This is a genomic window from Rhodococcus sp. B10, from assembly GCF_011770055.1.
GTDB lineage: Bacteria > Actinomycetota > Actinomycetes > Mycobacteriales > Mycobacteriaceae > Rhodococcoides > Rhodococcoides kyotonensis_B.
On the sequence record NZ_JAAFYV010000017.1, the window covers coordinates 83,035 to 106,436 of the forward strand.

Genomic DNA, 23,402 nt, shown 5'->3' on the forward strand with positions numbered 1-23,402 from the left:
TGGTCTATGCGAGGCCCGCTTCTACTTCGTCGCGGAGGGTGGTGGCGGCATCGCGAAGAGCGGTGACCGACGGCCCTGCCGCGAGCACGCCGCGAGACGAGTTGGGCAGCAGAAGCTCTCGGGAACCCGCGAAGATCTGGGCGAGATCGTCGACACCCGCGCCCTGAGCGCCGAGCCCGGGAGCGAGGATCGGGCCGGTGAAGTCGCTGAGATCCAGACCGTGATCACGCGTTGCGCCGACGACGAGACCGGCCGTGGCGCGTCCGTCCCGGTCGATGTCGGCAGCCCCGTCGACGATGGACTGCGCGACCGACCGATGGGACGCCGTCGCGGTCTGCAGGTCCGCCCCCTCGGCGTTGGACGTTCGCGCGAGGACGAACACTCCTCGACCGTTTCGCGCGGCCAGGTCGAACGTCTCGCGCAGCGAATCGAACCCGAGGTACGGGGAGACGGTGACCGCGTCGGACGACAGCGGCGAGTCCTCCCCGAGCCACGTCTGCGCGTAGGCGCTCATCGTGCTCCCGATGTCGCCGCGCTTGGCGTCGGCGACGACGAGTGTGCCTGCGTCACGCAATACCGAGACGGTGCGTTCGAGCACGGCGTACCCCGCGCTGCCGTAGGCCTCGAAGAACGCGACCTGAGGCTTGACGACGGCGACCTCGCCGACGAACGCCTCGACGCACAGCTCGGCGAAGGTCTCCAACCCGTCGGCCGATCGGGGCAGACCCCAGGCGTCGAGCAGCGACGGGTGCGGATCGATGCCGACGCAGAGCCGGCCGCGCGCCGCCGTCGCAGCGCGCAGCCGATCCGCCCACGTCTTGCTCATGCCGTGACCGAGGCGCCCGCGATGGCCGCGTGCAGGTCCTGCAACGACCGCACTCCCACCCCACCGGCAATGGCGGCTTCGATGCCCTGCACTGCCGCCGACGCGCCCTGCACCGTCGTGATGCACGGAATGCTCTGTGCCACCGCGGCGCTGCGGATCTCGTAGCCGTCGACGCGCGGTCCCGAGTTGCCGTACGGGGTGTTGATCACCATCGCGACGTCCCCGGCGAGGATGCGGTCGACGATCGTCGACTCCCCTGCAGGTACGTCCTCACCGGACTGCTTGTAGACCTGCTGGCACTCGACGCCGTTGCGACGCAGCACCTCTGCGGTGCCCTCGGTCGCGAGGATCGTGAAGCCGAGGTCGGCGAGACGCTTGACCGGGAAGATCAGCGACCGCTTGTCCTTGTTGGCGACCGATACGAACACCGAGCCCGACGTCGGCAGCGAACCGTATGCCGCCGTCTGGCTCTTGGAGAAGGCGGTACCGAAGTCCGCGTCGATACCCATGACCTCGCCCGTCGACTTCATCTCCGGGCTCAGCAGCGTGTCGACGCCTGTGCCGTCGGCGCGACGGAATCGGTTGAACGGCAGGACCGCTTCCTTGACGGCGATCGGCGCGTCCAGCGGGGTCGTCCCGCCGTCGCCCTCGGCAGGCAGGATGCCTTCGGCCCGCAGGTCGGCGATCGACTCACCGAGCATGACGCGCGCACACGCCTTGGCCAGCTGCACGGCCGTGGCCTTGGACACGAACGGAACCGTCCGGCTTGCACGCGGATTCGCTTCGAGGACGTACAGAATGTCGTCCTTGAGCGCGTACTGGACGTTGAGCAGTCCCTTCACGCCGATGCCCTTGGCGAGCAGCTCGGTGGACCGTCGCACGTTCTCGATGTCGGCCTTGCCCAACGTGATCGGCGGCAGCGCACACGCCGAGTCGCCGGAGTGGATACCGGCTTCCTCGATGTGTTCCATGACGCCACCGAGGTAGACCTCGGTTCCGTCGCACAGTGCGTCGACGTCGATCTCCACGGCGTCTTCGAGGAAGCGGTCGACGAGAACCGGACGGTCGTGCGAGATCTCGGTCGCACGCGAGATGTAGTCGGCGAGCGATGCTTCGTCGTAGACGATCTCCATGCCGCGGCCGCCGAGCACGTACGACGGACGCACGAGGACGGGGTAGCCGATACCGCCCGCGATCTCGCGAGCGCCGTCGAACGTCGTCGCGGTTCCGAATTTCGGAGCAGGCAGGCCCGCCTCGGTGAGGACGCGACCGAACTCGCCGCGATCCTCGGCCAGGTCGATCGCCTCGGGGCTGGTTCCGACGATGGGAACACCCGCAGCCTTCAGGCGCTTCGCCAGTCCCAGCGGCGTCTGGCCACCGAGCTGCACGATGACGCCTGCCACGGTGCCGGACTGCGATTCGGCTCGATATACCTCGAGCACGTCCTCGAACGTCAGTGGCTCGAAGTACAGGCGGTCGGCGGTGTCGTAGTCGGTCGACACGGTCTCCGGGTTGCAGTTGACCATGACGGTCTCGTAGCCGGCCTGCGACAGCGTCTGCGCCGCGTGCACACACGAGTAGTCGAACTCGATGCCCTGGCCGATGCGGTTCGGGCCCGAACCGAGGATGAGCACCTTCTGACGCTCGCGCTGTTCGGCGACCTCGGACTCGGCGTTCGGATCGAGCTCGTAGGTGCCGTAGTGGTACGGCGTCTTGGCCTCGAACTCGGCTGCGCAGGTGTCGACCGTCTTGTAGACGGGGTGGACACCCAGCTCGACGCGCAAGGCGCGAACACCGTCTTCACCGCCGAGTTCCGGCCGCACCGCGGCGATCTGGCGGTCCGACAGGCCGTGGTACTTGGCCTGACGCAGGAGCGCCTCGTCGAACTTCTCGGCGGCACGCAGTTCGTGTCCGAGTTCGTGGATCTGCTGGAACTGGTCGAGGAACCACGGGTCGATCTTGGTGGCGTCGAACAGCTGCTCGAGGGTCGCGCCCAGTTCGAACGCCTTCTCGATGCCGTACATCCGGCCGTCCTTCGGGACCGACAGGTCCTTCAGCAACGACTCGAGGTTCACGGCCTCGACCTCGGGGCCGGTCCAGTAACCCGCTCGCTTCGTCTCGAGCGACCGCATGACCTTGCCGAACGCCTCGGCGAAGTTACGGCCGATCGACATAGCCTCGCCGACGGACTTCATCGTCGTCGTGAGCGTGCCGTCGGCGCCCGGGAACTTCTCGAACGCGAACCGCGGCGCCTTGACGACGACGTAGTCCAGCGTCGGCTCGAAGCACGCCGGGGTTTCCTTCGTGATGTCGTTGACGATCTCGTCGAGGGTGTAGCCGATGGCCAACTTGGCGGCCATCTTCGCAATCGGATAGCCGGTGGCCTTCGACGCCAGTGCCGACGACCGCGAGACACGCGGGTTCATCTCGATGACGACGAGGCGGCCGTCCGTCGGGTCCATCGCGAACTGGATGTTGCAACCACCGGTGTCGACGCCCACCTCGCGGAGGATGTCGATCGAGAGGTCGCGCATCTTCTGGTATTCGCGGTCGGTCAGCGTCATCGCCGGGGCGACGGTGACCGAGTCGCCGGTGTGCACACCGACCGGGTCGACGTTCTCGATGGAGCAGACGATGACCACGTTGTCGCGGCCGTCGCGCATGAGCTCGAGCTCGTATTCCTTCCAGCCGAGGATGGACTCCTCGATGAGCACGTTCGCGGTCGGCGACGCGGCGAGCCCGCCTCCGGCGATGCGCGTGAGGTCGGCGTCGTCGTAGGCCATGCCCGAGCCCAAGCCGCCCATCGTGAACGACGGCCGCACGACGACCGGGAAGCCCAGCTCGGCGACGGTCTCACGCACCTCGTCCATCGTGTAGCAGACGCGAGAGCGCGCGCTCTCCCCTCCGACCTTGGACACGATGTCCTTGAACTTCTGACGGTCCTCGCCACGCTGGATGGCGTCGAAGTCCGCGCCGATGAGCTCGACGTCGTACTTCTCGAGGATCCCCTGCTCGTGCAGCGCGACGGCGGCGTTGAGCGCGGTCTGGCCACCGAGGGTTGCGAGAACGGCGTCGATCGGATGTCCCTGCTCGGCCTCGCGAGCGAAGATCTTCTCGATGAAGTCGGCGGTGATCGGCTCGACGTAGGTGGCGTCGGCGAACTCCGGGTCGGTCATGATGGTGGCCGGGTTCGAGTTCACGAGGCTGACGCGCAGGCCCTCCTCGCGAAGTACCCGGCACGCCTGAGTGCCGGAATAGTCGAACTCACAGGCCTGTCCGATGACGATCGGTCCCGAACCGATGACCAGGACGTGTCCCAGATCGCTGCGGCGTGGCATTACTTGTCAACTCCCTCGAGCACTGATGTGAACCGATCGAAGAGGTACGCGGCGTCGTGTGGGCCCGCCGCGGCCTCGGGGTGGTACTGAACCGAGAACGCGCGTCCACTCAGCAGTTCGACGCCTTCGACGGTGCCGTCGTTGGCGCACGTGTGGCTGATCCGGGCGCGGCCGAAGTCGGTGTCGAACTCCTCGCCTGCTTCGCCTTCGAGCGCGAAGCCGTGGTTCTGCGCGGTGATGGCGATGCGTCCGGTGGTGTGCTCGACGACGGGGATGTTCATGCCGCGGTGGCCGAACTTCATCTTGTACGTCGAGCGTCCGAGCGCGCGGCCGAAGATCTGGTTTCCGAAGCAGATGCCGAACAACGGCAGTCCGCGTCCGAGAACCTCGCGGGTCAGCGCGACGTTGGCGTCGGCAGTCGCTGGGTCGCCCGGTCCGTTGGACAGAAAGACGCCGTCGGGATTCAGCTCCAGAATCTGGTCCATGGTGGCTGCCGACGGAACCACGTGCACACGGATGCCGCGCTGGGCGAACATACGCGGTGTGTTCGTCTTGATGCCGAGATCGACTGCGGCGACGGTGAATCGGGCGTCGCCGCCTTCGGGCTCGATCACGTAGCCGGTGTCGGTGGTGACCTCACCGGCCAGGTCGGCACCGAGCATCGACGGCTGACCGACGACCTGCTCGAGCATCTCCGTCTCCGTGCCGAGTGCGTCACCGGAGAAGACGCCCGCGCGCATCGAACCGCGGGTGCGCAGGTGGCGTACGAGAGCGCGCGTGTCGATGCCGGCGATGCCGACGACGTTCTGCGCCTCGAGCTGTTCCTGCAGCGATCCGGTCGATCGCCAGCTCGACGTGCGTCGTGCCGGGTCACGGACGACGTAGCCTGCGACCCAGATCTTGTTGGGATCCTGGGCGCTCGCGGCTTCGCCGTCTTCCTGGTTCCAGCCCGTGTTGCCGATCTGCGGCGCCGTCGCGACGACGATCTGACGGTGGTAGCTGGGGTCGGTCAAGGTTTCCTGGTATCCGGTCATACCGGTGCAGAAGACGGCTTCGCCGAGAGTCCGTCCGGTGGCGCCGAAGGTGGTGCCACGGAACGTCCGGCCGTCCTCCAGAACAAGAACTGCGCTGCTCACGCGGGTGTCTCCTTCGAGTCGTTCGTGCCTGTGTTCGGATGTGTGTCGACCCACGTGGGGTAGACGAGCTTGTCGTCGGCTCGAAAGCCGGTGTCGATCTCGGTGCCGGTCGGCAGGGTCCAGCGGATGACCAGCAGGCCGTCCTTGCTCATGACCTTGCCCGCCAACGCACGATCGGTTCTGATCCCGCGAATGGACTCCTGCGGAATCCAGATGGTGGACTCCCCTGTTCGCTCGAGCAGGATGCCCTTCTCGTACCGCGACAGTTCCGCCGTCGCGCGGTGGCCGATGTCGCCGACGGCGATGCGGTCCTGCCAGTTCGGCGCGATCGTGCTGCCGACGTACAGGCCGGTCGCAGCGGCGATCGACGGTGCCCCGAGATCGGCGGGCACGGGAGGGAACACCCCGATCCGGTCCGCCTGACGCTTCTGCCGGCCACGCCAGCCCCAGAAGATCAATCCGATCATCGCCAGCCAGAAGACGACGAACGCGACGACGATGACCACTCTGTCCACGGCTATGCCTCCGTCGCGACGCGAACGGCGCCGCCCAGGGCAGTGATCCGTCCGCGCAGCAGCGTCGTGGTGACTCTGGCCGAGAACGCCATCTGCTCGAACGGCGTGTTCTCGGAGATACTGGCGAACTTCCTGCCCTCGACCGTCCACGATGCGTCCGGGTCGACGAGCGTCAGGTTCGCGATCTCTCCGACCTCGATCGGACGCCCCTGGTCGGCGAGTCCGACGATCTCCGCCGGACGCTCGCTCATGACGCGGGCCACGCCACGCCAATCGAGCAGACCGGGCTCGACCATCGTCTGCGCGACGATCGCGAGGGCGGTCTCCAGACCGAGCATGCCCGGACGCGCCTGCGAGAACTCACAGCACTTGTCCTGCTCGGCGTGTGGCGCGTGATCGGTCGCGACGCAGTCGACCGTGCCGTCGGCGAGGCCCGTGCGCAGCGCCGCGACGTCGGACGCCTCGCGCAGCGGCGGGTTCACCTTGTTGACGGCGTCGTACGTCTCGAGGCGCGAATCGTCGAGCAGCAGGTGATGCGGCGTCACCTCGGCCGAGATCGAAATCCCTTGTGCGCGTGCCCACTTGAGCAGTTCGACGGTTCCCGCCGTCGACGCGTGACAGATGTGCACCTTCGCTCCGGCGTCGCGAGCGAGCAGAGCGTCACGGGCGACGATCGACTCCTCGGCGGCACGCGGCCAGCCGGCGAGACCCAAGCGAGCTGCCGTCGGCCCCTCGTGTGCGACGGCACCGACGGTCAGACGCGGCTCCTCGGCGTGCTGCGCGATGAGCACCCCGAGCGAGCTCGAGTATTCGAGCGCGCGACGCATGATCAGCGGGTCGTCGACGCATTTGCCGTCGTCGGAGAACATCTTGACCTTGCCGACGCCACTCGCCATCGTCGCCATCTCGGCGAGCTGCTTGCCCCCGAGACCGACCGTGACGGCACCGACCGGGTGCACGTCGACGAGTCCGACCTCCTGGCCGCGACGCCACACGTGATCGGTGATGACGACCGAGTCGGCGACGGGGTTGGTGTTGGCCATCGCGAACACCGCCGTGTAACCACCCAGTGCGGCTGCGGCAGAACCGGTTTCGATGGTCTCGGTGTCCTCGCGGCCGGGCTCGCGCAGGTGGGTGTGCAGGTCGACGAATCCGGGGAGCAGAATCTGCCCGCCCGCCTCGACGACCTCGGCATCACCTGCGTCGAGATCGGATCCGATGGCGGCGATCTGGCCGTCGTCGATCAGGACGTCGGTAGCGGGTTCCTCGCCGTAGATCAGAACGCCGCGCAGCAGAACACTCACAGCGCACCTCCGTCCGAGCCGACGAGCAATCGGAACAGCACCGCCATGCGCACGTGAACTCCGTTCGTAACCTGTTGCAGTACAGCAGTTCTGGGTGAATCGGCCACCGACGACGCGATCTCCATACCGCGCAGCATCGGTCCCGGGTGCAGCACGACGGCATGCTCCGGGAGAAGGTCCATCCGCTTCTGGGACAGCCCGTATGTGATCGAGTACTCCTTCGCCGACGGGAAGAATCCGCCGTTCATCCGTTCCGCCTGCACGCGCAGCATCAGCACGGCGTCGAGCGAGGGCAGTTCGGCATCGATGTCGTGCGACACGCGGACCGGCCAGCCGGAGACTCCGACGGGCAGTAGCGTCGGCGGCGCGATGAGAACCACCTCGGCGCCGAGCGTCGACAACAGAATCGCGTTCGATCGCGCGACGCGACTGTGCAGGATGTCGCCGACGATGCCGATGCGCCTGCCCTCGATGTCACCGAGACGTTGGCGCAGGGTCACGGCGTCGAGCAGCGCCTGCGTGGGGTGCTCGTGGGTTCCGTCACCTGCATTGATGATCGCGGGTCCCGCCCCGTCGCCCTGGCCCTTCGTCCACGCGGCGATCTGGTGTGCCGCACCCGATGCCGGGTGACGCACGATCAGCGCGTCCGCGCCCGCGGCACGCAGCGTCATCGCGGTGTCCCGCAACGACTCCCCCTTCGACACCGACGAGCTGCTGGCGCTGACGTTGATGACGTCGGCGCTCATCCACTTGCCTGCGACCTCGAACGACACACGGGTGCGGGTCGAGTTCTCGAAGAAGACGGTCATGACCGTACGGCCGCGGAGAGTCGGGAGCTTCTTGACCTCGCGGCCCAGCAGCGCCTGCTCGAACCGATCGGCCTCGTCGAGCAGCTCGGTCGCGGTCTCGCGGGTCAGATCGGCCACGGACAGCAGATGCTTCACTGCACTACACCTTTGTTTCCATCTGGGTCACTCCTGCGGGCTCCGCTCCCGGCTGAGATAGATACACCGTCCTGCCCGTCGTGCTCGGTCAGAGACACCGACACGTCCTCGGTCCGAGCCGTCGGCACGTTCTTTCCGACGTAGTCGGCGCGCAACGGGAGTTCGCGATGTCCGCGGTCGATGAGAACGGCCAGCTGAACGGCCCTGGGGCGACCGAGGTCACGCAGCGCGTCCAGCGCTGACCGCACTGTCCGGCCGGAAAACAGGACGTCGTCGACGAGAACCACGAGTGCGTCGTCGATTCCGCCCTCGGGGACGAGAGTCCGCTCCAGGGGGCGGTGCGGCTTGTTCCGCAGATCGTCGCGGTACAGCGTGATGTCGAGCGAGCCGAGCGGCGGGCGCACACCGCTGAAGACCTCGATGCGCTCGGCGAGGCGCTCGGCGAGCGTGGTGCCGCGCGTCGGAATGCCGAGGAGGACGACACGGGGGCCGTCCGCGGAATCCAGCGCGGTCTTCTCGATGATCTGATGCGCCATCCGGGCGATGGTCCGGCCCACATCCGCGGCGGACAGCAGCTCGCGGGAAGAACCAGGTCGATTGTCGGGAACGGAAGAACTTTCGGGCGCAGGCAAACTACGACCTCCTTCTCCGCCTCTCTGGACGGATCGTTAAAGGATGTCTGACGGTGACACAGCCTAGCAATCGCTCCTCCCCGCACGAGCGGCGGGGAGGAGCGATTCGAAAGATACTCAGGAGTCGGCGGGCTTGTCCTCGGCAGTACGCGAGGACACGGCCGCGGCTGCCGCTCGAACCTGAGGCGCCACGAGCACGATCTGGCCGAGAACGCCGTTGACGAACGACGGCGAATCGTCGGTGGACAGCTGCTTCGCGAGTTCGACGGCTTCGTCGACGGCCACGACCGGCGGCACATCCGTCGCGTGGAAGAGTTCCCACACCGCGACACGCAGAATCGCGCGGTCGACGGCCGGAAGCCGGTTCAGCGTCCAATCCGTCAGGTGGTCGGAGATCACACCGTCGAGACGATCGAGATTCTCGGCGACACCGACGACCAGCGTCTCGGTGTACTCGCTGACGGGCGCGATCGTATCGTCGCCGCGCGCCAACTCGATACGCTCCTTGGCCAGGTCCACCGGATCGGTGTCACGCGCCTCGGCCTCGAACAGGAAGTCCACGGCCCGCTTGCGAGCCTTGTGGCGCGCACCGAGCTTCTTCGGCTGCTCGGGCTGTTTCGATGCAAGACGTGCTTGGTTCTTCTTCGACGACACGTTAGGAGTTCACACGCCCGAGGTAGTTGCCGTCACGCGAGTCGACCTTCAGCTTGTCGCCGGTGTTGATGAACAACGGAACGGAGATCTCGGCGCCGGTCTCGAGGGTTGCAGGCTTGGTGCCGCCGGTGGAGCGGTCGCCCTGGAGACCGGGATCGGTGTGCTTGACCTCGAGCTCGACCGTGACGGGCAGCTCGACGTACAGCGGCGCGCCCTCGTGGGTCGCGACCTGAACCTGCATGTTCTCGAGCAGGAAGCGTGCGCCGTCGCCGACCGTCGCCTCGGAGATCGAGATCTGGTCGTAGGTGTCGCCGTCCATGAAGACGTAGTCGCTGCCGTCGTGGTACAGGTACGTCATGTCGCGACGATCGACCGTCGCGGTGTCGACCTTGACGCCTGCGTTGAACGTCTTGTCGACGACCTTGCCCGACAGCACGTTCTTCAGCTTCGTACGCACGAAAGCGGGGCCCTTGCCCGGCTTGACGTGCTGGAACTCGATGATCGACCACAGCTGGTTGTCGATGTTGAGAACGAGACCGTTCTTGAAATCGCTGGTAGAAGCCACTGGCTCTTACGTCTCCTCGTATTTCTCGCCTGCGCCGTGCGTCACACGAGAATCAGTTCTTTGCTGGTCATGGTGAGCAACTCGGGTCCGCCGTCGCGAACGACGAGTGTGTCTTCGATCCGGACGCCACCGCGCCCCGAGATGTACACACCCGGCTCGACGGTCACAGCTGCACCGCTCAGCAGTGTACCGGTGCTGGTGCGTGCAATTCCCGGCGCTTCGTGGATTTCGAGGCCGACACCGTGTCCGAGGCCGTGCAGGAACAGCTCCCCGTACCCGGCGTCCTCGATGACCGATCGTGATGCCGCGTCCACCGAAGCCGTGCTCACGCCGGGTGCCAGCGCCTCTCGGCCCGCGGCCTGAGACCGCAGCACGAGCTCGTAGATCTCCTTCTGCCACGCGTCGGGCTCCCCGATGACGACCGTGCGTGTCATGTCCGAGTGGTACCCGCCGACGAGCGCACCGAAGTCGAACTTCACGAAGTCACCCGTCGCGAGTACAGCCGCCGTGGGCCGATGGTGAGGCACGGCGGAATTCGCACCCGCTGCGACGATCGTCTCGAACGAGATGCCGTCGGCACCCGCGTCGAGCATCTGAGCTTCGAGCTCGCGCGCCACCTCGAGCTCGGTACGTCCGGCTCTGATTCCCCCGCGCTCGATCAGTAGCGCGAAGGCCTCGTCCGCGGCACGACACGCGTCGCGCAACAGCCCGATCTCGTGCTCGTCCTTGACCATGCGCAGATCCTCGACGAGGCCCGGACTGCGGACGAGCGTCGGAGCCGCGTCCAGAGCACTCCACGCGTCGTGCTGGTCGACCGTCACGACATGGCTTTCGAATCCCACGTTCCCGGACGGCGCCGCCCGGTCGTCGGTCAGCAACGCCGTCGCCGACGACCTGTCGATCGACGCACGAAGGTCGGGAACCTGGGCGGCGACCTGGGAGAGATACCGACCGTCGGTGCAGATGACGGTTCCGTCCTCGTTCCCGTCGGAATCGGCGGCGGACACCACGAGGGCGGCGTTGCTCCCGGTGAACCCGGTCAGGTACCGGATGTTGAGGAGATCGGTCACCAGGAGTGCGTCGAGGTTCTTCGCGTGCAGAGCGCGACGTAGCGCGGCTCGACGCGCTCCGAAGTCGGCTCGTTTCCGGTCTGCAGACATTCCTCCAACCTATCGTTCGACGCAGCTGCCACGGCCCATCGATGTCGTAGACCGTCACGAAATTCTGTGGGGCCGGACACACTTACCGGCGGGTAGGGATAGGCTGACCCCATGACTGGGTGGGTTGTGCGCGGAATCGGTATGGGTCTGATCAACGTGGGGGTGCGGATACTGCTGGGGGCAGCCGTCGCGCAGTGGCCGACGCACGGCTCGCAGCTGCGCTGGGTGGGCATGGCCGCCGTGCTGCTGGCGGTCGTCGTGTGGGCCGGAATCGACGGAATCCGCGACCGACATGCCAATCCCGATCCCGAATACGGCAAGGATCTGACGATGGTCTGGCTGAAGGCCGCGGTCGTCGGTGGTCTACTGGCAGGCCTTCTCGCGTGGCTGGTCGGATTCCTCGTCGAGTTCAGCGTCGGCCAGAATTCGCTGTTCTTCGAACTGACGTCGGGCGCCGCGTTCACGATCCTCGTCATCTTCATTCCAGCGACGATCGCCGTGTTCCTCGGACGCCTTCTCGCTTCGCGCGATGCGAAGAAGAAGCTCGCCGCGACCGACGCCGAGCGCGAGCAGCACCGCCGCGAACATCACACGGTCGGCGCGAACGCCTCGGGTCAGTCGGCTACCGGTCAGGCAGCGCCGTCGCAGTCGACGGCCGACCAAGCACGGTGGGCCGACGACTCGGCCGACACCGAAGTGTTCCCGGCCGTCGGTCCAGACCTGCAGAAAGATCAGGGCTCGAAGAAGAGCACCAGCTAGAGCAGAATTCCGGTGCTGGACGGGCCGGAGTCGTCCCGTGCGATGGCCGAGTAGGCCGCGACGAGAAGGCTCGGGTCCGGTCCTTCCAGTCGTCCCGGCTTGGCAAGGCCGTCGAGCACGACGAACCGCAGCATTCCGGCGCGATTCTTCTTGTCGGTCTGCATGCCCTTCAACAGATCACCGAACGCGTCCGCGTCGTACGTCGTCGGCAGCCCCACCGCCTCGAGGATGCTGCGGTGACGGTCGGCGGTGGCGTCGTCGAGACGGCCGGCCAGGCGACCCAGTTCGGCCGCGAAGACGAGACCGACGGCGACGGCAGCACCGTGACGCCAGCGGTAGCGCTCCCGGCGTTCGATGGCATGGCCGAGCGTGTGTCCGTAGTTCAGGATCTCGCGCAGACTCGATTCCTTGAGGTCGGCCGCGACGACGCGGGCCTTGACCTCGACGGAACGACGAATGAGTTCCGGCAGAACGGTCCCCTGAGGGTCGAGCGCGGCGTCCGGATCGGCTTCGATCAGATCGAGGATGGTCGGGTCGGCGATGAAACCGGTCTTGATGACCTCGGCCAGACCGGCCACGATCTCGTTGCGCGGAACGGTTTCGAGCGTCGCGAGGTCGACGAGGACTGCTGCGGGTTCGTGGAACGAGCCGACGAGGTTCTTGCCGGCCTCGGTGTTGATGCCCGTCTTGCCGCCGACCGCTGCGTCGACCATCGCCAGGAGCGTCGTCGGCACGTGCACGATCTTGACCCCGCGCATCCACGTCGCGGCGACGAAACCGGCGAGATCGGTGGCCGCGCCGCCGCCGAGGCTGACGACGGCGTCGCTGCGCGTCAGACCGATCCGGCCCAACACCTCCCAGCAGAACCCGGCGACCGCCAGTTCCTTGCCGTCCTCGGCATCCGGAATCTCGATGCGGTGAGCATCGATTCCCTTGGCCGCCAAGGCTTCTCGAACGGCTTCGGCAGTCTCCGCGAGCGGCGGCTGGTGAAAGATCGCGACGGTGGCCGTCCCGGCCAGTTCGCCGACCAGATCACCCAGCAGTCCCCTGCCGATGATCACCGGGTACGGCGCTGCGGTCTCGACCATGACGCGTACGGGCTCGGTCATTGTTCTCACCCTCCATCGAATCGGTTGGGTCGCCCCAGTGCGGGCGGTGTCGTGGCACCCGCGTGCTCGTGATGCGCTCTCAGTTTCGCGACGACCTGGGTGACGACACGTGCCGGACTGCGCCCGTCGGTGCGCACCCGGATGGTGGCTGCCGAACGGTACAGCGGCCGCCTCGTACGCATCAGGTTCTGGTACTTCGTACGCGGATCCGGGCCGGCCAGCAGCGGTCGAGCATTGTTGGCGCCCGTGCGGCGCAAGCCCTCGGCAACGCTGATCTCCAGATAGACCACGGTCTGCGACTCCAGCAGCGCGCGTGTGCGCTCGGAGAGGATCGAGCCCCCTCCCAACGACACGATGCCGCTGTGGGTCGCGATGGCGTCGGCGACCACCTGCTCCTCGATGACGCGGAACGCGGGTTCGCCGTCCTCGGCGAAGATGTCCGCGATGGTCCGTCCGGTCGTCCGTTCGATCGCGGCGTCGGTGTCGAGCAGTTCCAGTTCGAGCGCCTGAGCGACCCGACGCCCGATGGTCGACTTGCCGGCACCGGGCGGGCCGATCAACACCGCGTACGGAGTCATCGCGGCGGCCGGGCGGCAGAGCCCTTCACGTAGTGGTCGACGTTGCTCGCCGTCTCCGCGAGCGAGTCTCCCCCGAACTTCTCGAGCGCGGCCTGCGCGACGACGAGGGCAACCATCGTCTCGGCGACGACGCCGGCAGCAGGGACCGCGCAGACGTCGGACCGCTGGTGGATCGCGACGGCCTCGTCACCGGTCGACATGTCGACGGTGGCGAGCGCGCGCGGAACCGTCGAGATCGGCTTCATCGCAGCGCGCACCCGCAGCGCCTCGCCGTTGGTCATGCCACCTTCGATGCCGCCTGCGCGGTTGGTCGACCGCAGAACTCCGTCGGGGCCCGGCTTCATCTCGTCGTGCGCGGCGCTTCCACGCCTGCGGGCGGTCTCGAAACCGTCGCCCACCTCGACGCCCTTGATCGCCTGGATGCCCATGAGGGCGGCCGCGAGCCGTGCGTCGAGCCTGCGCTCGCCGCTCACGAACGACCCGAGTCCGACGGGCAGACCGTGCACGACGACCTCGACGACGCCGCCGAGGGTGTCACCGTCACGTTTGGCGGCCTCGATCTCGGCGATCATCGATGCCTCGGCCGCGGCGTCGAACGCGCGGACGGGACTGGCGTCGATCGCGTCCAAGTCGTCACCGGACGGCGCAGGGCCGACGTACGGCTCCGACGCGCCGATGGAGATGACGTGTGAGACGACGTCGACGCCGAACGCCTGCTTCAGGAATCGCCGTGCGACGGTTCCGATCGCGACGCGGGCTGCGGTCTCGCGCGCGCTCGCACGTTCGAGCACCGGGCGCGCGTCGTCGAAGCCGTACTTGAGCATGCCGGAGTAATCGGCGTGACCGGGACGGGGACGGGTCAGCGGACTGTTGCGGGCGAGGTCGGACAGCACCGACTGATCGACCGGGTCGGCCGACATGACCTGCTCCCACTTGGGCCACTCGGTGTTTCCGACCTCGATCGCGATGGGACCACCGAGGGTCAGGCCGTGCCGGACGCCGCCCGTGATGGTGACCTTGTCGGCCTCGAACTTCATGCGGGCACCACGCCCGTATCCGAGTCGTCGACGCGCCAACTGAGCAGCGATGTCGTCCGAGGTCACCTCGACACCCGCGACCATTCCTTCGAGGATGGACACGAGAGCGGGACCGTGAGATTCTCCAGCAGTAATCCAGCGCAGCACGCAGCTATCCTTCCACGTCCGTCACGCCGCGAGTGCCAGCAGGGTGGCCGCGCACATCGCCGGGCCGTGTGGCACCGGAGTCCGTGAGCGGCCGGCAGCCGACAGCGCAAGCCCGCACAGGCCGGTGAGCAGCGGTGCAGCAACCGCGGCCACCGCCCACGCGTCGACACCCGACATACCGGTGACACCGCCCAGCGACCACGCCAACTTGACGTCGCCCGCGCCCAATGCGCGCGGCGCCGCGAGATGGACGGCCAGGTAGCAACCGAACAGTGCGACGGCACCCGCCAGCATCGCGGGAACGGCCCCCACGACGCCCGAATACACGGCGATCGCGGCAGCTCCTGTCCCGGTCAGCGAATTCGGCAACCGCCGTGACATCAGGTCGATGCAGGACAGGCACACGCACCACGAGACGAACACGATGACCAGGGGTCCGCCGTCGAGCCATCCGGCGGCCGTTGCAGCGGAAGCGGACCCGAGTTCGACAGGAAGGGTTTGAAAGTACACACACGCATGCTCGCGTGCCTCGCGTCGGCCCTCACGCGGAATGCCCTGGTCGCGATCTGCCCTGTGAGCGAAGAGAACCTGTGGAATCTTCTCAGATCGCGGCGCGCATGGCGGCTCTGGGCGCGGGCTTGCCGGTGAACTGCTCGACCTGGCCGTACGCCTGATTCAGCAGCATCTGCACACCCGAGATCACGGTGCCACCCGCGGTCTCGACGGCCGTGGCCAACGGCGTCGGCCACGGGTCGTAGATGGCGTCGAGGACGACCGGAGCATGCGCGACGGCCGCAGCGACGGGTTCGACGCCGACCGCAGGCACCGTACTGACGGCCACTGCGGCGCGTGCGGCCACCCCGGCGAGGTTCGGGTCCGTGATGGTCACGAAGTCCGCGGCCATCCCCGTCGCCTTCGCGCACGCGAGGGTGTCCTGCGCACGCTCGGCCGATCGCGCCACGACGGTGACCGATGCCGCCCCGAGCCCGGCGAGAGCGACGATGGCAGGACGCGAGGTTCCGCCTGCTCCGACGACGAGAACCGAGCGACCCGTCAGGTCGACGATCCCCGCCTCGACGAGGGCACCTGCGACGCCGTCGACGTCGGTGCAGTCCGCGCGCCACCCCGTCGCCGTCCGCACGAGCGTGTTGGCCGATCCGGCCAACACCGCGCGATCGGTGCGCTCGTCGGCGACATTCAGCGCTGCGACCTTGCCCGGCATCGTCACCGACAGTCCGACCCAGTCCGAATCGAGACCGGACACCAGATCAGGCAGCTGTTCGCCCGTGCACAGGATTCGCTCGTACGTCCAGTCGTCCAGTCCGAGCGCGCGATAGGCCGCCAGGTGCAGAAGAGGCGACTTCGAGTGTTCGATGGGACTGCCGAGTACCGCAGCGCGCATCGATCAGCGCCCGCTCTCGAGGAAGCCGTCCTCGACCTTGCCGATGTTCGCCAGATGCTCGTCGTAGCTTCGGGTGAACAGCGTCTCCCCTGCGGTGTTGATGGTCACGAAGTACAGCCAGTCGCCGTCGGCGGGCGCCTCGACTGCCTCGACCGCCCCGACACTGGGCGACGCGATCGGTGTGGCAGGCAGACCCTCCATCGCGTACGTGTTCCACGGCGTCACGGTGGCTCGGTCGAGGTCGGTCGTCGCGACCTCGGTGGTGTCGAGCGCGTAGTTGACCGTCGAATCGAATTCGAGCTTCTGCGGTTCTGCGAGACGGTTGATGATGACGCGCGCGACCTTGCTGAAGTCCTGGGGAAGCGATTCCCGTTCGACGAGCGACGCGGCCACCAGCGTCTGATACGGATCGAGGCCCGAGTTGGCTCCCGCGGTCAGAATGCCGGTGCTCTCGTAGGTCTCGGCGCTCTCGGACACGAGCTGCGCCAGGATGTCGGTGGGCGACGCGGTGGGATCGAAGTCCCAGCTGCCGGCCGAGATGAGGCCTTCGAGCTGACGGTCACGGTCGGGAACCGTGCTCACTCGTTCCGCAGCCCAGTCCGGAACCCCGAGGGTCGACGAGTCCTCGGCCGCGCCTGCGGCGTTGAAGTCCTCGTACGAGATGCAGGTCGGGGTGCCGCTGCCGGTGGTGTCGATGCAGCTCGCCTCCGACAGCAGCGTGTAGATGCCCTTCTTGACCGCCTCGGTGTTCACGTCGCTGGAATCGTGCAGCTGACGGCCCTCGGAGATGACGACGCTGCCGACGCGAGCAGCGGGGTCGACGAGCGCGGTGACGGCCTCGGACGCCGGAACATGACTGGGCAGCAGGTAGTAGCCCGGCTGCACCGCGGAGATCGACGAATTCTGCACGGCAGCGCTCATGAACGCACCGGTGCTGGCGACGACACCCTTGTCGACGGCGTCGGCGCCGATCTGCTCTGCGGTGTCACCGGGATGCACCCGTACGACGACGGACGGCCCGGCGGTTCCCGACGCGAAATCCTCGGGACCGCCTGGTCCTCCGGTGAAACGATCGAATACGAAGTACCCCACTCCGGCTACGGCCAGGACGACGATCAATCCCAACGCCAACCCGACGGTCCGTCCTCGGCGCTTGCGGCGCTCGGCCTCGAGGTCCTGCCGGCGCTGGGCGCGACTGCGGCCGACCTCGCGGGGGCCCGGAGCGTTCACGGCACGATGGAACTCGCTGCCTTCGTCCGTTCGATAGCCGATCGGATCGGTGTGGACCTCGTCCTCGTACCTGTAGTTGTTCACTCGCCGGCCTCCGGAGTCGGACCTGTGTCTTCGGAACTGGTGGTGCTGGTGCGTGCCGCGTTCAGGCGGCCGGAGCGCTCGTCGAGCCACCCCTGCAGGATCGCGACGGCCGCAGCCTGGTCGATCACCGAACGCTGAGCCTTGGCACGGACTCCGCTTTCTCGAAGTGCACGCGCCGCAGTCACGGTAGTCAATCTTTCGTCCGCCATGCGTACCGGCACGCCGGGCAGACGTCGCGACAATGTACGCGCGAAGCCCTCTGCAGCTTTCACCGCCGAACCGCTCTCACCCCGGAGAGTGCGCGGCAGCCCGACGACGATCTCGACGGCCTCGTACTCCCGGACGATCTCGATCACCCGAGCGACATCGGGCGCGTCGGGGCCTTTGATCTTGGATCGGGCGACGGTCTCCACCGGCGTCGCGAGCACCCCACCCGGATCACTCGATGCGACGCCGATGCGCACGCTTCCGACGTCGATGGCTATGCGTCGGCCGGGCCCCGGGTCGTCGTCGCCGGGGCGGTCGGGTTCGCGACGGGACGGCCGGGCCTGTCCGGCGGAATCCGTCACGATCAGGAAGCGAGTTCCGAGATTCGAGCACGCACTCCCGACAGAGCTTGCGCGATACCGTCCGGGTTGGAGCCGGATCCCTGCGCGGTCTCCCCCTTGCCACCACCGCGGCCACCGATCGCGGGACCGAAGCTCGACACGAGTTCACCGGCCTTGATTCCGGCGTCCTGGGCGCCCTGGTTGGCGTTCACGACGAACGGGACCTTGCCGTCGACGGTGCCGAACAGCACGACGACGGCGGGATCGGACCCGAGACGTCCGCGCACGTCGGCGGCGAGAGTGCGCAGGTCGTTGCCGCCGACCCCGTCGGGAGCCTGCGCGACGACAGCGCGGACCGACCCGATGCGCTCGGCCGAGTCGGCCAGCGTCCCTGCCGAGGCCAGAACCGACGCAGCCTTCACCGCTTCGAGTTCCTTCTCCGCGACCCGAAGGCGATCGACGAGCGTCTCGATACGGGCAGGCACTTCGTCGGTCGGCACCTTCAGCGACGACGCGACTCCGGCGAGCAGCGCGCGCTCCTTCGCAAGGTAGCGGTAGGAGTCGAGACCGACGAACGCCTCGACTCGGCGCACGCCGGAACCCACGGACGACTCACCGAGCAGCGTGACCGGTCCGATCTGCGACGAGTGGCCGACGTGGGTACCACCGCACAGCTCCATCGAGAACGGCCCGCCGATCTCGACGACGCGAACCTCGTTGCCGTAGTTCTCGCCGAACAGCGCCATCGCGCCCATCGCCTTGGCACTGTCGAGATCGGTGACCATCGTGTTGACGGCGAAGTCCGCGCCGATCGCGTCGTTCGCGACGGCCTCGATGTCGTTGCGCTGCGCCTCGGACAGGGCGCCCTGCCACGAGAAGTCGAATCGCAGGTAACCCGGCTTGTTGAGCGAGCCCGCCTGAGTAGCGTTGGGGCCCAACACCTGTCGGAGCGCGGCGTGCACCATGTGCGTTCCCGAGTGACCCTGCGTCGCGCCCTTGCGCCATGCGGGATCGACGTCGACGCGGACGACGTCACCCTCGGTGATCTGCCCGGTCTCGACGGTCACCTTGTGCGTCCAGACCTTCTTGGCGATCTTCTGCACGTCGTTCACCTTGACCGACAAGCCGGGCGCGCTGATCGAACCGATGTCGGCGATCTGACCGCCGGACTCCGCGTACAGCGGGCTGCGGTCGAGAATGACCTCGACGGATTCACCCGCAGTAGCCGTCGGAACACGGACGCCGCCGGAGATGAGCGCGAGAACCGTTGCCTCGGAGGATAATTCGTCGAAACCGGTGAATTCGGTCGCTGCGGTGTCGACGAAGTCCTTGTAGACGGACAGGTCGGTGTGCGCATGCTTGCGCGACTGCGCGTCCTCCTTGGCGCGACGACGTTGCTCGGCCATCAGCGACCGGAAGCCCTCTTCGTCGACCTGAAGACCGGCCTCCGACGCCATTTCCAGCGTCAGGTCGATCGGGAATCCGTACGTGTCGTGCAGCGCGAACGCTTCGGCGCCGCCGATCGTCGTCTTGCCCGCAGCCTTGACCGACTCGGCGGCGGTGTCGAACAGCTTCGAACCGGACGAGAGCGTCTTCAGGAAGGCGGTCTCCTCGCCGACGGCAACGGTGAGGATGCGATCGAAATCGGTGACCAGTTCCGGGTACGACTCGGCCATCGTGTCCCGCACGACGGTGACGAACTCCGCCATGCTCGGCTTGTCGGCCCCGAGAAGTCGAGCAGACCGGATGATGCGACGCAGCAGTCGGCGCAACACGTACCCGCGGCCCTCGTTACCGGGGTTGACGCCGTCCGCGATCAGCATCACGGCGGTACGAGCATGATCGGCGATGACGCGGAACCGGACGTCCGCCTGGTGGTCGGTGCCGTACGTGCGACCGGACAGCGACTCGGCCTTCGTGATGACGGGACGAACCAGGTCCGTCTCGTACACGTTGTCGACACCCTGCAGCAGGAACGCGACACGCTCGACACCCATGCCCGTGTCGATGTTCTTCTTCGGCAGCACGCCGACGGGCGGGTGGCCCTTCTTCGGACTCAGGTCACCGCGAACGTCCTGCATGAAGACGAGATTCCAGATCTCGATGTAGCGGTCCTCGTCGACGACGGGCCCGCCCTCCTTGCCGTACTCGGGTCCACGGTCGTAGTAGATCTCCGAGCACGGTCCGCCCGGTCCTGGCACGCCCATGTCCCAGTAGTTGTCCGCGCCGTCACGGAACTGGATCCGCTCGTCGGGCATTCCCGCGACGCGTCGCCAGATCTCGGCAGCTTCGGGATCCTGGTTGTACGCGGTGACCCAGATCCGTTCCGGATCGAACCCGTAACCGCCTTCGGACTGTGGCTTCGTGATCAGCTCCCAGGCGAGCGTGATCGCGCCCTCCTTGAAGTAGTCGCCGAAGCTGAAGTTGCCCGCCATCTGGAAGAAGGTGTTGTGCCGGGTCGTGACGCCGACGTTCTCGATGTCGCCGGTCCGCACGCACTTCTGAACGCTCGTCGCGGTCGGGAAGGGCGGGGTCTGCTGGCCGAGGAAGTACGGCTTGAACTGCACCATGCCCGCATTGACGAACAGCAGGTTGGGGTCGTCGAGCACCAACGAGGCACTGGGCACTTCGGTGTGCCCGGCCTTCACGAAGTGGTCGAGGAAACGCCTGCGAATGTCATGGGTTTGCACGTACACAGGTTAACGCGCCGGACTCGGCACAGGCGCAGGCCCCGCCGCGGTCCGCCGCTAACGTCCTCGAACGATACGCCGGAGCTTCCCGACGCGCGTGCCGATCTCCCGTTCGACGCCGTGATCGGTGGGCTCGTAGTAGTCGACGCCGACCAATTCGTCGGGTGGATACTGCTGCCTCAGGACACCGCCTGGGTCGCTGTGCGGGTACTTGTATCCGACGGCGTTGCCGAGAGCCTGCGCGCCCTTGTAGTGACCGTCCCGCAGGTGCGCAGGCACGGATCCGGACTTGCCTGCGGCGACGTCGGCCATCGCAGCACCGAGCGCGGCGATCACGGCACCGGACTTCGGCGCCGTCGCGAGGTGGATGGTGGCCTGCGCCAGCGCCAGCCGCGCCTCGGGCATTCCGATCAGCTGCACGGCCGTCGCGGCTGCCGTCGCCGTCTGCAGCGCCGTCGGATCCGCCATACCGACGTCCTCGCTCGCATGCACCACGAGGCGCCGCGCGATGAACCGAGGGTCTTCCCCCGCGGTGATCATCCGAGCCAGGTAGTGCAGCGCCGCGTCGACGTCCGATCCGCGGATGGACTTGATGAACGCGCTGATCACGTCGTAGTGCTGGTCGCCGTCGCGGTCGTAGCGCACCGCGGCCTTGTCGACGCTTGCCTCGACGGTCTTCAGGTCCAACACCGGTCCGGATGCGGCGCCGGCTGCCGCTTCCAGCGCCGTCAGTGCGCGTCGCGCATCACCGGCCGCCAAGCGCACCAGGTGAGCCATGGCGTCCTCGTCGATGGTCACGGCGCCGTCCAGACCACGCGGATCGTTCGCGGCCCTGGTGAGCAGCAGTTCGATGTCGTCGCTGCTCAGCGGCTGCAACTGCAGCACGAGCGAGCGCGACAGCAAGGGAGACACGACGGAGAACGACGGGTTCTCCGTGGTTGCGGCGACCAGCAGCACGATCCGGTTCTCGACGGCCGCGAGCAGCGCATCCTGCTGGGTCTTGGAGAATCGATGTACCTCGTCGATGAACAGCACGGTCTGTTCGCCTGCGGTCAACCTGCGACGGGCCAGGTCGATGACGCCGCGCACTTCCTTGACTCCGGCCGACAACGCGGACAACGCCTCGAATTTGCGGCCGGTCGCACCCGAGATCAGCGACGCCAGGGTCGTCTTGCCGGTCCCGGGCGGGCCGTACAGCATGACCGACGACGCGCCCGAGCCGTCGACGAGCCTGCGCAGCGGAGCACCGGGCGCGAGCAGATGCGATTGCCCGACCACCTCGTCGAGCGTCGTCGGGCGCATTCGAACCGCGAGTGGCGCGTCGGGCCTGACATACGGGCGAGAGGCGGGCGACGGGGACGTCACGTCGGGTGCGATGTCCTCGTCCTCCGCCTGCGGGGCCTCGAACAGACCGTTCTCTTCGGCGTCGTCGTCGAAGCCCGCACCGAAACCTGTACTCACGTCGAAAACGCTATACGACGGCCGAGCTGCCGATCACCGGTCCCATTTGGCGCGCAGCGCGGTGACGACGCGGTGGGCGAACTCGGCGACATCGGACGCCCCCGTCCGCTCTGCCTGATCGGCGAGCACGCTCCACCGAGCCAGCAGGGCCGCCGAGCGCGGCACCGACAGATGATGTTCGCGAGCAGCAGCGATGCGTGCATGATCGTTCGGCAGGAACCAGTAGGTCGACAGCCACACCCAGATGAGCTGCGCGTCGAGAATCTTGGACGCGAGCACGTGATCGTCGGCGAGGTGCGGCCAGATGCCGACGACCTCGGCACGCCATGCGTCGATCATCGCCTGGGCACGCTCGGTGGACAGATCGAAGTGGCACAGGCAACCCGGGAACGACGCCAACGCATACGTGATGTCCAGAGTCGCGTCGCGGAAGCCACCCCACTCGTAGTCGAGGAACCGGACGCCTTCGTCGTTGACGATGATGTTGTCGGGACACAGATCGGCCGGACTGAACGCGCGGAACGCGCCGTGCGCGAACAGCCGTCCGCTGCGCTCGACACGGTGCAGAATCGACTCCGGCGTCTCCCCCAGATCGAGTTCGTCGGAAAGCATGCGTGGAACGGCAACCAGTGCGTCGGGAATCTGAGCCGCGATACCGTCGTCGGACAGCGGCAGCCCGGCACGCCGCAGCAGTGCTGCGAAATCTTCCTCGCGACCCACGGTTGCCGCGTGCATGCGTCCGAGCGCCTGCGCCATGGCCATGAGCGAGTTGGTCACCGACGCCGTGTCGGAATGCCGAAGCAGCGTCGTGATCGGGCTCGCGTCCCCGAGGTCGCTGAGCACGAGCAGCCGGGCGTGAAGGTCGTAGGCGAGCAGGTCCGGTCCTGGCCTGCTGTCCGTCGCGAGCGCCGTCGCGAACTGGTACGACGCCGCCTCCCGGAGAAACGCCGCCTGACTGCCGGTGGTCTGCTTGCCCTCGTGAACGTCGGCGTCGGCGGCGGTCTCACGGAGCTGCTTGATCACGAGGGTGCGCGGAAGCTGAAATGGGTTCTCGGCCACCCGGACACGGAGAACGACAGCCTGCCCACTGCCGCCGAGGTCGACGGCATCGACGAGCGTGACGGGTGCGCCGGTGCGCTTGGTGAGCAACTGCTGTGCAGCTGCTACAACCTCTGAGACAGGGTCTGCCAATGTTGCGGTCATCGGGTACCAAGGTACCCGGTCGCACCGACCGACTGTGCCCTCCGCAACACAACGAATCGGACGCTTTCCGGTCGACCTGC

The 23,402-nt window shown here is 67.3% G+C and carries 21 protein-coding genes; 1 reads left to right on the forward strand and 20 read right to left on the reverse strand.

All coding sequences use genetic code 11. The features are described from left to right. Positions 1 to 4 precede the first annotated feature (4 nt). The 10 genes from pyrF to RhoFasB10_RS13415 all read right to left on the reverse strand — a co-directional run bounded on the left by pyrF (position 5) and on the right by RhoFasB10_RS13415 (position 11,074). Positions 5 to 826, reverse strand: a complete 822-nt coding sequence (pyrF, locus tag RhoFasB10_RS13370; protein ID WP_068424308.1) for an orotidine-5'-phosphate decarboxylase — start codon at positions 824 to 826, stop codon at positions 5 to 7. Beyond that, positions 823 to 4,164: a carbamoyl-phosphate synthase large subunit gene (carB, locus tag RhoFasB10_RS13375; RefSeq protein WP_068424310.1), complete on the reverse strand. Its 3,342-nt coding sequence runs from the start codon at positions 4,162 to 4,164 to the stop codon at positions 823 to 825. The genes pyrF and carB overlap by 4 nt, the downstream gene beginning before the upstream one ends. After that, complete coding sequence (gene carA / locus RhoFasB10_RS13380) at positions 4,164 to 5,300, reverse strand: glutamine-hydrolyzing carbamoyl-phosphate synthase small subunit (RefSeq protein WP_068424312.1); 1,137 nt, start codon at positions 5,298 to 5,300, stop codon at positions 4,164 to 4,166. Before carA ends, carB begins: the two co-directional genes overlap by 1 nt. After that, on the reverse strand, positions 5,297 to 5,815 hold the full coding sequence (locus tag RhoFasB10_RS13385; RefSeq protein ID WP_068424313.1) for a transporter: 519 nt from the start codon (positions 5,813 to 5,815) through the stop codon (positions 5,297 to 5,299). Before RhoFasB10_RS13385 ends, carA begins: the two co-directional genes overlap by 4 nt. A 2-nt stretch (positions 5,816 to 5,817) precedes the next feature. After that, positions 5,818 to 7,119, reverse strand: coding sequence for a dihydroorotase (locus tag RhoFasB10_RS13390; RefSeq protein ID WP_068424314.1), 1,302 nt, complete (start codon positions 7,117 to 7,119; stop codon positions 5,818 to 5,820). Then, positions 7,116 to 8,063: an aspartate carbamoyltransferase catalytic subunit gene (locus tag RhoFasB10_RS13395; protein WP_068424316.1), complete on the reverse strand. Its 948-nt coding sequence runs from the start codon at positions 8,061 to 8,063 to the stop codon at positions 7,116 to 7,118. Before RhoFasB10_RS13395 ends, RhoFasB10_RS13390 begins: the two co-directional genes overlap by 4 nt. Continuing rightward, positions 8,060 to 8,695: a bifunctional pyr operon transcriptional regulator/uracil phosphoribosyltransferase PyrR gene (gene pyrR, locus RhoFasB10_RS13400; RefSeq protein ID WP_068424318.1), complete on the reverse strand. Its 636-nt coding sequence runs from the start codon at positions 8,693 to 8,695 to the stop codon at positions 8,060 to 8,062. The genes RhoFasB10_RS13395 and pyrR overlap by 4 nt, the downstream gene beginning before the upstream one ends. Before the next feature lie 117 nt (positions 8,696 to 8,812). After that, positions 8,813 to 9,349: a transcription antitermination factor NusB gene (gene nusB / locus RhoFasB10_RS13405; RefSeq protein WP_068424320.1), complete on the reverse strand. Its 537-nt coding sequence runs from the start codon at positions 9,347 to 9,349 to the stop codon at positions 8,813 to 8,815. 1 nt (position 9,350) lies between these two features. Continuing rightward, a complete protein-coding gene (gene efp / locus RhoFasB10_RS13410; RefSeq protein WP_068424322.1) occupies positions 9,351 to 9,914 on the reverse strand; it encodes an elongation factor P in 564 nt (187 codons plus the stop codon). Between the two features lie 41 nt (positions 9,915 to 9,955). Further along, positions 9,956 to 11,074, reverse strand: a complete 1,119-nt coding sequence (locus tag RhoFasB10_RS13415; RefSeq protein ID WP_068424324.1) for an aminopeptidase P family protein — start codon at positions 11,072 to 11,074, stop codon at positions 9,956 to 9,958. A 111-nt stretch (positions 11,075 to 11,185) separates the two neighbouring features. Between RhoFasB10_RS13415 and RhoFasB10_RS13420 the strand changes: the two genes are divergently transcribed. Then, positions 11,186 to 11,833 (forward strand): B-4DMT family transporter, encoded by a 648-nt coding sequence (locus tag RhoFasB10_RS13420; protein WP_068424325.1) that lies wholly within the window; start codon positions 11,186 to 11,188, stop codon positions 11,831 to 11,833. On the opposite strand, the gene aroB is transcribed toward RhoFasB10_RS13420, so the two are convergent. The 10 genes from aroB to RhoFasB10_RS13470 all read right to left on the reverse strand — a co-directional run bounded on the left by aroB (position 11,830) and on the right by RhoFasB10_RS13470 (position 23,322). Continuing rightward, positions 11,830 to 12,942 carry a 3-dehydroquinate synthase gene (gene aroB / locus RhoFasB10_RS13425; RefSeq protein WP_068424326.1) on the reverse strand — a complete coding sequence of 371 codons (1,113 nt, stop codon included), beginning with the start codon at positions 12,940 to 12,942 and terminating at the stop codon, positions 11,830 to 11,832. The genes RhoFasB10_RS13420 and aroB overlap by 4 nt on opposite strands. A 5-nt stretch (positions 12,943 to 12,947) precedes the next feature. Beyond that, positions 12,948 to 13,520 (reverse strand): shikimate kinase, encoded by a 573-nt coding sequence (locus RhoFasB10_RS13430; protein WP_068424327.1) that lies wholly within the window; start codon positions 13,518 to 13,520, stop codon positions 12,948 to 12,950. Continuing rightward, positions 13,517 to 14,704, reverse strand: a complete 1,188-nt coding sequence (aroC, locus tag RhoFasB10_RS13435; RefSeq protein ID WP_068424329.1) for a chorismate synthase — start codon at positions 14,702 to 14,704, stop codon at positions 13,517 to 13,519. Before aroC ends, RhoFasB10_RS13430 begins: the two co-directional genes overlap by 4 nt. Positions 14,705 to 14,725: 21 nt before the next feature. Then, entirely contained in the window at positions 14,726 to 15,136 is a 411-nt protein-coding gene (locus RhoFasB10_RS13440) for an A24 family peptidase (protein WP_068425942.1), read from the reverse strand. 169 nt (positions 15,137 to 15,305) lie between these two features. Then, on the reverse strand, positions 15,306 to 16,106 hold the full coding sequence (locus RhoFasB10_RS13445) for a shikimate dehydrogenase (protein ID WP_167676750.1): 801 nt from the start codon (positions 16,104 to 16,106) through the stop codon (positions 15,306 to 15,308). A gap of 3 nt (positions 16,107 to 16,109) precedes the next feature. After that, positions 16,110 to 17,420, reverse strand: a complete 1,311-nt coding sequence (locus RhoFasB10_RS13450; RefSeq protein WP_068424333.1) for an endolytic transglycosylase MltG — start codon at positions 17,418 to 17,420, stop codon at positions 16,110 to 16,112. Continuing rightward, positions 17,417 to 17,989, reverse strand: coding sequence for a Holliday junction resolvase RuvX (gene ruvX, locus RhoFasB10_RS13455; RefSeq protein ID WP_068424335.1), 573 nt, complete (start codon positions 17,987 to 17,989; stop codon positions 17,417 to 17,419). Before ruvX ends, RhoFasB10_RS13450 begins: the two co-directional genes overlap by 4 nt. A 2-nt stretch (positions 17,990 to 17,991) precedes the next feature. Continuing rightward, positions 17,992 to 20,658 (reverse strand): alanine--tRNA ligase, encoded by a 2,667-nt coding sequence (gene alaS / locus RhoFasB10_RS13460; protein WP_068425945.1) that lies wholly within the window; start codon positions 20,656 to 20,658, stop codon positions 17,992 to 17,994. A 57-nt stretch (positions 20,659 to 20,715) separates the two neighbouring features. Next, positions 20,716 to 22,119 carry a replication-associated recombination protein A gene (locus RhoFasB10_RS13465; protein WP_068424337.1) on the reverse strand — a complete coding sequence of 468 codons (1,404 nt, stop codon included), beginning with the start codon at positions 22,117 to 22,119 and terminating at the stop codon, positions 20,716 to 20,718. 33 nt (positions 22,120 to 22,152) lie between these two features. After that, positions 22,153 to 23,322, reverse strand: coding sequence for a kinase (locus RhoFasB10_RS13470; protein ID WP_068424338.1), 1,170 nt, complete (start codon positions 23,320 to 23,322; stop codon positions 22,153 to 22,155). Between the last annotated feature and the right edge of the window lie 80 nt (positions 23,323 to 23,402).

Bases quoted from the DNA above. Each gene is read 5' to 3' on its own strand.
- carB (WP_068424310.1), bottom strand. From the start codon at position 4,164: ATGCCACGCCGCAGCGATCTGGGACACGTCCTGGTCATCGGTTCGGGA.
- RhoFasB10_RS13445 (WP_167676750.1), bottom strand. From the start codon at position 16,106: ATGCGCGCTGCGGTACTCGGCAGTCCCATCGAACACTCGAAGTCGCCT.
- RhoFasB10_RS13430 (WP_068424327.1), bottom strand. From the start codon at position 13,520: ATGACTCCGTACGCGGTGTTGATCGGCCCGCCCGGTGCCGGCAAGTCG.
- RhoFasB10_RS13415 (WP_068424324.1), bottom strand. From the start codon at position 11,074: ATGTCTGCAGACCGGAAACGAGCCGACTTCGGAGCGCGTCGAGCCGCG.
- pyrF (WP_068424308.1), bottom strand. From the start codon at position 826: ATGAGCAAGACGTGGGCGGATCGGCTGCGCGCTGCGACGGCGGCGCGC.
- RhoFasB10_RS13470 (WP_068424338.1), bottom strand. From the start codon at position 23,322: ATGACCGCAACATTGGCAGACCCTGTCTCAGAGGTTGTAGCAGCTGCA.
- aroB (WP_068424326.1), bottom strand. From the start codon at position 12,942: ATGACCGAGCCCGTACGCGTCATGGTCGAGACCGCAGCGCCGTACCCG.
- RhoFasB10_RS13420 (WP_068424325.1), top strand. From the start codon at position 11,186: ATGACTGGGTGGGTTGTGCGCGGAATCGGTATGGGTCTGATCAACGTG.